The organism is Actinomadura sp. NPDC048394 (genome assembly GCF_040651755.1).
GTDB classification, from domain to species: Bacteria; Actinomycetota; Actinomycetes; order Streptosporangiales; family Streptosporangiaceae; genus Spirillospora; species Spirillospora montaniterrae.
This window is the reverse complement of sequence record NZ_JBEZJL010000157.1, coordinates 1-7,407: the sequence shown is the minus strand read 5'-3', so window position 1 is coordinate 7,407 and position 7,407 is coordinate 1. Positions and strand designations below refer to the sequence as shown.

9 protein-coding genes are annotated in these 7,407 nt (G+C 68.7%); 6 read left to right on the top strand and 3 right to left on the bottom strand.

What is annotated here, in order from left to right; all coding sequences use genetic code 11:
* The first annotated feature begins 799 nt into the window (after positions 1-799).
* Complete coding sequence (locus AB0C78_RS50295; protein ID WP_360762827.1) at positions 800-1,576, top strand: enoyl-CoA hydratase-related protein; 777 nt, start codon at positions 800-802, stop codon at positions 1,574-1,576.
* Positions 1,577-1,627: 51 nt separating this feature from the next.
* Here AB0C78_RS50295 and AB0C78_RS50290 read toward each other — a convergent pair whose 3' ends face one another.
* Positions 1,628-2,131, bottom strand: coding sequence for a cytochrome P450 (locus AB0C78_RS50290; RefSeq protein WP_360762833.1), 504 nt, complete (start codon positions 2,129-2,131; stop codon positions 1,628-1,630).
* A 50-nt stretch (positions 2,132-2,181) separates the two neighbouring features.
* On the opposite strand from AB0C78_RS50290, the gene AB0C78_RS50285 reads away from it, so the two are divergent.
* The gene (locus AB0C78_RS50285; RefSeq protein ID WP_360762830.1) at positions 2,182-2,724 is read left to right on the top strand and encodes an amidohydrolase family protein; all 543 of its coding nucleotides are present in this window, start codon (positions 2,182-2,184) and stop codon (positions 2,722-2,724) included.
* 142 nt (positions 2,725-2,866) lie between these two features.
* Positions 2,867-3,448, top strand: coding sequence for a TetR/AcrR family transcriptional regulator (locus AB0C78_RS50280; RefSeq protein ID WP_360762824.1), 582 nt, complete (start codon positions 2,867-2,869; stop codon positions 3,446-3,448).
* Positions 3,449-3,461: 13 nt separating this feature from the next.
* Here the strand turns inward: AB0C78_RS50280 and AB0C78_RS50275 are convergent, their stop codons facing one another.
* Positions 3,462-3,674, bottom strand: a complete 213-nt coding sequence (locus AB0C78_RS50275; RefSeq protein ID WP_360762821.1) for a VOC family protein — start codon at positions 3,672-3,674, stop codon at positions 3,462-3,464.
* Between the two features lie 4 nt (positions 3,675-3,678).
* Positions 3,679-4,875, bottom strand: coding sequence for a cytochrome P450 (locus AB0C78_RS50270; RefSeq protein WP_360762818.1), 1,197 nt, complete (start codon positions 4,873-4,875; stop codon positions 3,679-3,681).
* A gap of 111 nt (positions 4,876-4,986) precedes the next feature.
* Between AB0C78_RS50270 and AB0C78_RS50265 the strand changes: the two genes are divergently transcribed.
* The 3 genes from AB0C78_RS50265 to AB0C78_RS50255 all read left to right on the top strand — a co-directional run bounded on the left by AB0C78_RS50265 (position 4,987) and on the right by AB0C78_RS50255 (position 7,399).
* Positions 4,987-5,730 carry an SDR family NAD(P)-dependent oxidoreductase gene (locus AB0C78_RS50265; RefSeq protein ID WP_360762815.1) on the top strand — a complete coding sequence of 248 codons (744 nt, stop codon included), beginning with the start codon at positions 4,987-4,989 and terminating at the stop codon, positions 5,728-5,730.
* A complete protein-coding gene (locus AB0C78_RS50260; RefSeq protein WP_360762812.1) occupies positions 5,727-6,497 on the top strand; it encodes an SDR family NAD(P)-dependent oxidoreductase in 771 nt (256 codons plus the stop codon). The genes AB0C78_RS50265 and AB0C78_RS50260 overlap by 4 nt, the downstream gene beginning before the upstream one ends.
* Positions 6,498-6,565: 68 nt before the next feature.
* Positions 6,566-7,399 carry a TauD/TfdA family dioxygenase gene (locus AB0C78_RS50255; protein ID WP_360762809.1) on the top strand — a complete coding sequence of 278 codons (834 nt, stop codon included), beginning with the start codon at positions 6,566-6,568 and terminating at the stop codon, positions 7,397-7,399.
* The last annotated feature ends 8 nt before the right edge of the window (positions 7,400-7,407 follow it).

Genomic DNA, 7,407 nt, shown 5'->3' with positions numbered 1-7,407 from the left:
ATGAGCCGCCGCCTCACCGGCGAATCCACTCCCACATGGCGGGGCACCTGACCCGAAATCAAACGGAACTCGCAGGATGAAACGCCCAGTAAGACCCGGCCCACCAAGCAGAGTGGGGACTGATAAGCCAGCTCAGGGGCTGGCTTGCCGACAGAGGATGCTCTTGACATGCCGTGGCTTGCTGCCCCAGAGTACCCATCGAGTTCATATCTACTGATCGATCGCTCGGTTTCAGGAGGGTCTCGATGGTCCCAGCCGCTCCGCCGGGACTGCTCGTCGCGGTGACGATGAGCTTCGTTGACAGGGCGCGTTCGGGGCTGCTGGGTGAGCTTCCTGAACCGCTAGGACGATGGCGGGTTCGCCGGAGGACCGCGCAAGCTCAACCGACGTCAGCATTGTCGGCTCCTCCAGACGCACTGCGACCCGGCGCGGAACTGATGGGGGTAGCACGCCCTCCACGACCTCACTGCTCGAGTACGTCTCAGCCGATCCCTTGTTCGACGACGGGACCGGCCGCTGCTGCATTGCGATCGGGCTGGTTCGCAGTCGGCCAGAGCTGCAGGACCACAAACCGAGCGCATGTTCGGTGGCGTAGCCGTGACAGGCGGAGCCTGGGAGGGCTTCTCCTTCGCACTAGGCGCGACCGAGGACGAGGCGACCAGCGCGCTCGCCATGATGAACGGTTCCGGCCCGCCTTGGCAGCACCACAGGATGAGTGGAGTCGAGCGAGCAACGAGCTTCCTATCAGAGATGTCCACAAGGCTAACGGCGCGGGCCACCTGACCAAGGAGGCTGTTCAGTGACCCCGGTCGCGTACGAGTCGGAGAACGGAATCGCGCGGATCACGTTGTGCGAGAGGGAACGTGGGAACCCGCTCACTCAGGCGATGGTGGACGCGTTGCTGAGGGCGGTGCGACGGGCCCGTGCCGACGACGCGCACATCGTGGTGCTGTCAGGCGCCGGCCGGGCGTTCAGTTTCGGAGGCGACGTGGCCGCCTTCGCTGCTGCCGAGGACACCGAGCAGGTGGTCGATGACCTGGCGGAGGGCCTTCATCGGGTGATCAGCGAGCTGCATCGGATGGACGCGATCGTGGTCTCGGTAGTGCAAGGTGTGGCCGCAGGCGCCGGGTTGGCACTGGCGGCCGCCGCCGACCTCGTGATCGCTGGCTCGTCGGCGAATTTCACCCTTGCCTACACGAAGATCGGCTTCTCTCCAGACGGCGGCAGTTCGCTGCTCACCGCGACGATCGGACTGCACCCGGCCCTGCGGCTCGCGCTGCTCAACCCCGCCCTGTCCGCGCGGGAAGCGCAAGCGCTCGGCCTCGTCGCCGAAGTGCACCTCGACGAGGACCTGGCCAGCGGTGCGGAGAGACTCATCGCACAACTGCGGTCCGGTTCGCGAGCCGCGCAGGTCGCCGCCAAGCGGCTCATGCGTGAGGCCGCCACGCCGAACGCCGAAGCGGCACTGCGGCGCGAGGCACTTTCGATCAGGGCCCGCGCCGCCAGTCCTGACGGACGGGAGGGCGTGGCCGCCTTTCTGGAGAAACGCGCCCCACACTTTCCCAGCAGCCCATGAGCCGCTACAGGCGCACGTCTTGCCGACGATCACCGAACGATCATCGTCAAGTCATATTCGGATCTTCCCCTTGCGTTTGGTGACGGGTTCGGCGAGGCGCTGTTCGTCACAGGCGCGCTGCAAGGTGTCGAGGGTTTCGTCGAGTCGCGGGCCGAGTCTGGGGCCGGGGGTGAAGGTCGCCGGGAGGTTGCGCATGCCGTTGATGACGCCGATCGTCTCGTAGTGCACCGCGCCCTCGGGCTCGCAGACGAAGGCGGGCATCCGGTCGAGCACCTGCGCGATCATCCGCTTGAACACGGTGCGGGCGACGTTGGAGCCGATGCAGCGGTGGATGCCGAGGCCGAAGCTGGCGTGCCTGTTGCCCTCGCGTGCCAGGTGGATCGTGTGCGGGTCCGGGAACGCCGCCGGGTCGCGGTTCGCCATGGCCGACGACAGCCACAGACGCTCGCCTTCTTTGAAACGGGTGCCGGCGACCTCGCAGTCCGCGGAGATCGTGCGCCCGTCCCTGGGAGCGGGGGTGTAGAAGCGAAGGAACTCCTCGGTCGCCGAGTCCAGCAGGGCGTCGCGTTCGTCAGGCCGCCACCGACCTGCTGTGATCGCGCGTCATCAAGCAGTTCCCCGACATCCGGATCGCGTTGTCGGAGGGCGGAACCGGCTGGATCCCCTACTTCATGGAGCGGGTCGACCGGACCTTCGAGATGCACGCCACCTGGACGCTGCAGGACTTCGGCGGCAAGCTCCCCAGCGAGGTGTTCCGCGAGCACTTCCTCACCTGTTTCATCAGCGACCCCCTCGGGGTGCGGCTGCGGCACGACATCGGCATCGACAACATCTGCTGGGAGGCCGACTACCCCCACAGCGACTCGATGTGGCCCGGCGCCCCCGAGGAACTGCACGAGGTGCTGGAACGCTGCGAAGTGCCCGACGACGACATCAACAAGATGACCCACCAGAACGCCATGCGCTGGTACAACTTCGACCCGTTCGCGCACATCCCGCGCGAACAGGCCACCGTCGGCGCACTGCGCAAGGCCGCTGAAGGACACGACGTGTCCATCCAGTCCCGCAGCCACCGCATCGTCCCTCCGGAGGAGAAGCTGGAGGCCTTCCACTCCCCCGCGACGTGGGGCGCGGCCCCTGCGCAATGAGCGTCTCCCCGGCCGCGGGCGCAGGCCGTCCAGGAGTCTGCGCCCGTCGCCTCGCTCGCCCGCTCACCAGATGTGACCTGCCGGTCTGCAACAATGTCGGTGCAGCGTGAGAGCGAGGTCGTGCATGGCATCCCCCCGGCGCGTGGGCGCCGAGACATCCAAGACGCGGGATCTCATCCTCAACTGCGTCGAGCGGTTGATGCTGGAGGCGGGCTACGCCGGCGTCACCTACCGCGCCATCGCCGCCAAGGCCGGCGTGACTCCAGGGCTGGTCCAGTACTACTTCCCGACCCAGGACGAGGTGTTCGTCGCGGCCATCCGGCGGCGATCGCAGCAGAACCTGGAGAAGCTGGCCGAGGCCCTGCGTGCCCGCCCCGACCAGCCGCTGCACGTCCTGTGGGAGTACAGCCGCGATGAGTCCGCGGCGGCGCTCACTACCGAGTTCCTCGCTCTGGGCAACCATCGCAAGTCGATCCGCGCGGAGATCACCGAGTGGACCGAGCGGGTGCGGCGGCTCCAGGTCGAGGCGCTCGACGAGGCGATCCGCGAGCGGCCCGTCACCCTCGGGCCGCTGTCGCAGGGGACGCTGCTGTTCCTGGTCACGGGAATCCCGAAGCTGATCCGGCTGGAGGAGGGCGTCGGCATCGCGTCCGCGCACGCCGAAGTGGTCAAGGAGTTCCAGGAGTTCCTCGACTCGGTGGAGCCGGCGGGCGGGCACGGCTGAGCGCACCCGCCCTTCAGCGTGTGTGCTGGACGAGTTCGATCCGGATGCCGTCGGGTCGGCGAGGAACAGTGGCCAGTTGCGCGAGGGAGTCTCCGATGTCCCAGCCTTCGGCAATCTCGAAGCCCAGCCCTTCGGTGTAGAAGCGCAGGGATCGGTCGAAGTCGGAGACGCACAGGCCGATGTGCGACACGGCCACGACGCCGCTGGCCGTCTGGTCGGGAAGCATGGGGTCACCTCTGGTTGATGATCGCGGGCATCGTGTCCCAGCCGCGCACGGTCGTGGTGGGTGAGCGGCGGGCGCCGGCGGTGTCGATCTCCCAGTCGGGGAATCGGTTCAGGACCTCGTCGAGGGCGACGCGTCCTTCCATGCGGGCCAGCGCCGCGCCGAGGCAGTAGTGCGCGCCGTGCCCAAAGGTGACGTGCGTTCCGATGGCGCGATGGATGTCGTAGCGGTCGGGGTTCTCGAAGCGCCGCTCGTCATGGTTGGCCGAGGCGACCATGAGCAGCATCGCCGAACCGGCCGGGACCTTGGTGCCGTGGTACTCCACGTCTTCGGCGACGTAGCGCGCGACGTGCGGTCCGGGAGGCTCGTAGCGCAGCAGCTCCTCGATCGCGTTGGGGATCAGTGACCGGTCGGCGACCAGCTCGCGGCGCTGGTCGGGGTGGTCGGCCAGGACCTTGCCCATCCAGCCGAACAGCCGCCCGGTGGTCTCGACCCCAGCGCCGGCGATCACCGTCAGGAACGTCACGATCTCGTCGGTGGTCAGCTTGCGGACGGTGCCGTCAACGTCCTCGAACTCGAAGCCGAGCAGCTCGGTGATGAGGTCGTCGGAGGGGTTCTTCTCCCGCCAGGCCACGTACTCGGCGTACATGCCGCCGTCGAAGTACTGCTCCTTGTCGATCGGCAGCGGCCTGCCGGGTTCGTTGCGCAGGTTGCGCTGGGCGTGGTCGCGGACCTTCGGCTGCTCGGCGTCGGGGATGCCGGCCAGCATGCCGATGGCCCGCATGGGCAGCTCGTCGCCGAGGTCGGTCACGAAGTCGAACCGGTCGGAGCCGGTGAACGGGTCCAGGCACGCGACGCAGAAGGCTCGCACCTTCTCCTCGACCATTCTCATCCGCCGCGGCGTGAAAGCGCGCGCGACCAGGGCGCGGTGGACGGTGTGCTGTGGCGGGTCCTCGTGGATGAACACCCCGGGCGGCATGACCGGGTCGGCCTTGACGACCTCGAGGATGTCGCCCTTGGCGGAGCTGAGCCGCTTGACGTCCTTGAGGGCGGCGTCGACGTCGGCGAAGCGGCTCAGTCCCCAGAAGTCGTGGGGTTCGTTGTAGTACAGCGGCGCCTCGTCCCGCAGCCGCCGGTAGGTGGGGTACGGGTCGCGGTCGATGTCGACGTCGTAGGGGTCGTAGTACGGGTCGCCGTCGCTCACCGTTTTCTCCTCGGCTCCATGTTATACGGTTGTATAGTCCCTTGCTATACGTTCGTATAGCACACGCTTTTCGACTCGGAAAGGGTCGGCCGTCGGACCGGGAGGGACGATTTGAGCCGTACAGCGGTGGTGACGGGCGGCGCCTCGGGGCTCGGCCTGGCGATCTGCGAGCACCTCGCCCGCCGGGATCGGCACGTCGCCGTCCTGGACCTCGCCGGCGACGCGGCCGAACGCCTCGCCGGCGAACTGGGCGCGAAGAAGCGCCGGGCGGTGGCGATCCAGGTCGACGTGGCGGACCGGGACGCGGTCGACCATGCCTTCGAGGAGGTGCGCGCCGCGCTGGGACCGATCGAGATCCTGGTCACCAGCGCGGCCGTGTCCGGTTTCCTGCCCTTCGAGCAGGTCACCTCAGGCGACTGGGCCCGCACGCTCGCCGTCAACCTCACGGGAACCTTCAACTGCCTGCAGTCCGCGATCCCCGACATGGCGGCCGGGGGCTGGGGCCGGATCGTCACCATTTCTTCGGCCGCGGGCCAGACCGGTTCGCTGCGGCAGGCGCACTACGCGGCGTCCAAGGGCGGTGTGATCGCCCTGACCAAGGCGGTCGCGCTCGAATACGCGGCGAAAGGGGTCACCGCGAACACGATCCCGCCGTTCACGGTCGACACGCCGCTGCTGCGCGCCGCGCAGGAGTCCAAGCTGCTGCCGGGCTCTGAGGTGCTGGCCCGGATGATCCCGGCGCGGCGGCTCGGCACCGGCGACGACATCGCCGCGATGTGCGCGTTCCTGTGCTCGGACGAGGCCGGTTACATCACCGGCCAGGTCATCGGCGTCAACGGAGGGGCAGTGACATGAGCGACCGCTTCCGCCTGGACGGCCGGGTGGCCGTCATCACCGGCGGCGGCACCGGGATCGGCCGCGGCACGGCGCTGGTGCTCGCCGAGCACGGTGCCGACGTCGTGCTGGCGGCCCGCCGTCCCGAACCACTGGAAGCCACCGCAGAAGAGATCCGGGCGCTCGGACGCCGCGCCCTCGCCGTTCCGACCGACGTCAGCGACCCCGACCAGTGCCGGCGGCTCGTCGACGCCACCCTGCGGGAAATGGGCCGGCTCGACATCCTCGTCAACAACGCGGGCGGGGCTCAGACCAACTCGCCGATGAAATGGACTAACGAGGAGTGGCAGAACGTCCTGGCGCTCAACCTCGGCAGCGTGTTCTTCCTGTCCCGCTCCGCTGCCGAGCCGATGCTCGCGCAGGGCAAGGGCGCGATCGTGAACATCTCGTCAGGCGCGAGCCTGCTCGCCATGCCGCAGGCCGCGCCGTACGGCGCGGCGAAGGCGGGAGTCAACAACCTCACCGGCTCGCTGGCCGCCGCCTGGACCCGCAAGGGCGTCCGGGTGAACACCATCGCCGTGGGAGCGGTCCGGGCGGCGACGCTCCTGGACGAGGCCGAACGGCACGGCCTGGACCCCGAGGCCATCGCGATGACCAACGGCTCGCACCGCCTCGGCGAGCCCGACGAGATCGGCTACGGCGTCCTGTTCTTCGCCTCCGACGCCTCCAGCTTCTGCTCCGGCCAGACCCTCTACATCCATGGAGGTCCGGGTCCGGCCGGCATCTGAGGAGAGTCTTGCTCTCTTGAAGTAGCGGATGCATTCTTATACGGTCGTACAGCTACCTTGGAGGTGCGATGACCGCTGCGTTCACCCCGCTCGGCCCGTTCGGCATGGAGATCACCGGCGCCTCCGGCGACCAGCTGGTCCGCCGGGAGGCCGCGGACCGATGCCAGGACCTGCTCGCCGAGCACGGTGTGGTGATCTACCGCGAACTCGACATCGGCGACGACGACCTCGTCGCCTTCACCCGCCTGCTCGGCGAACCCGAGGTCGCCAAGACCAGCGAGCACCGCCACCCCGAGATCGACACGATCACCCTCGACCCGAGCAAGACCAACGCGACCCTCGCGGGCTACCGGCGCGGGAACTTCCACTGGCACATCGACGGCGCGACCATCGAGGTACCGCAGAAGGCGACGCTGCTCACCGCTCGCGAGGTCGACCCGGCCGGCGGCGACACCGAGTTCGCCAGCACCTTCCTCGCCTACCAGGCCCTGCCCGAGGCGGAGAAGGCACGCCTCGACGGGCTCACCGTCGTGCACAGCTTCGCCGCCGCGCAACTGCGCGCCAACCCCGACCCTTCCGACGAAGAACGCGCCGCCTGGGAGCGGGTGCCCTCCCGCACCCACCCGCTGGTCTGGACGCGCGGCAACGGACGCAAGTCCCTGCTCGTCGGAGCCACCGCGGGCGAGGTCGTGGAGCTTCCCGGAGACGAAGGCCGGGCGCTGCTGGAACGGCTGCTGGAGTGGGCGACCCAGCCCCGGTTCGTCCTACGCCACCAGTGGCGGCGCGGCGACCTGGTCATCTGGGACAACACCGGAATGCTGCACCGCGCCCTGCCCTTCGAGCCCACCTCACGGCGGCTGATGCACCGCACCACCCTCGTCGGCGAAGAGGCGGTCGCCTGATGACCGAC

Bases quoted from the DNA above. Each gene is read 5' to 3' on its own strand.
- AB0C78_RS50275 (WP_360762821.1), bottom strand. From the start codon at position 3,674: ATGCTTCCCGACCAGACGGCCAGCGGCGTCGTGGCCGTGTCGCACATC.
- AB0C78_RS50260 (WP_360762812.1), top strand. From the start codon at position 5,727: ATGAGCGACCGCTTCCGCCTGGACGGCCGGGTGGCCGTCATCACCGGC.
- AB0C78_RS50255 (WP_360762809.1), top strand. From the start codon at position 6,566: ATGACCGCTGCGTTCACCCCGCTCGGCCCGTTCGGCATGGAGATCACC.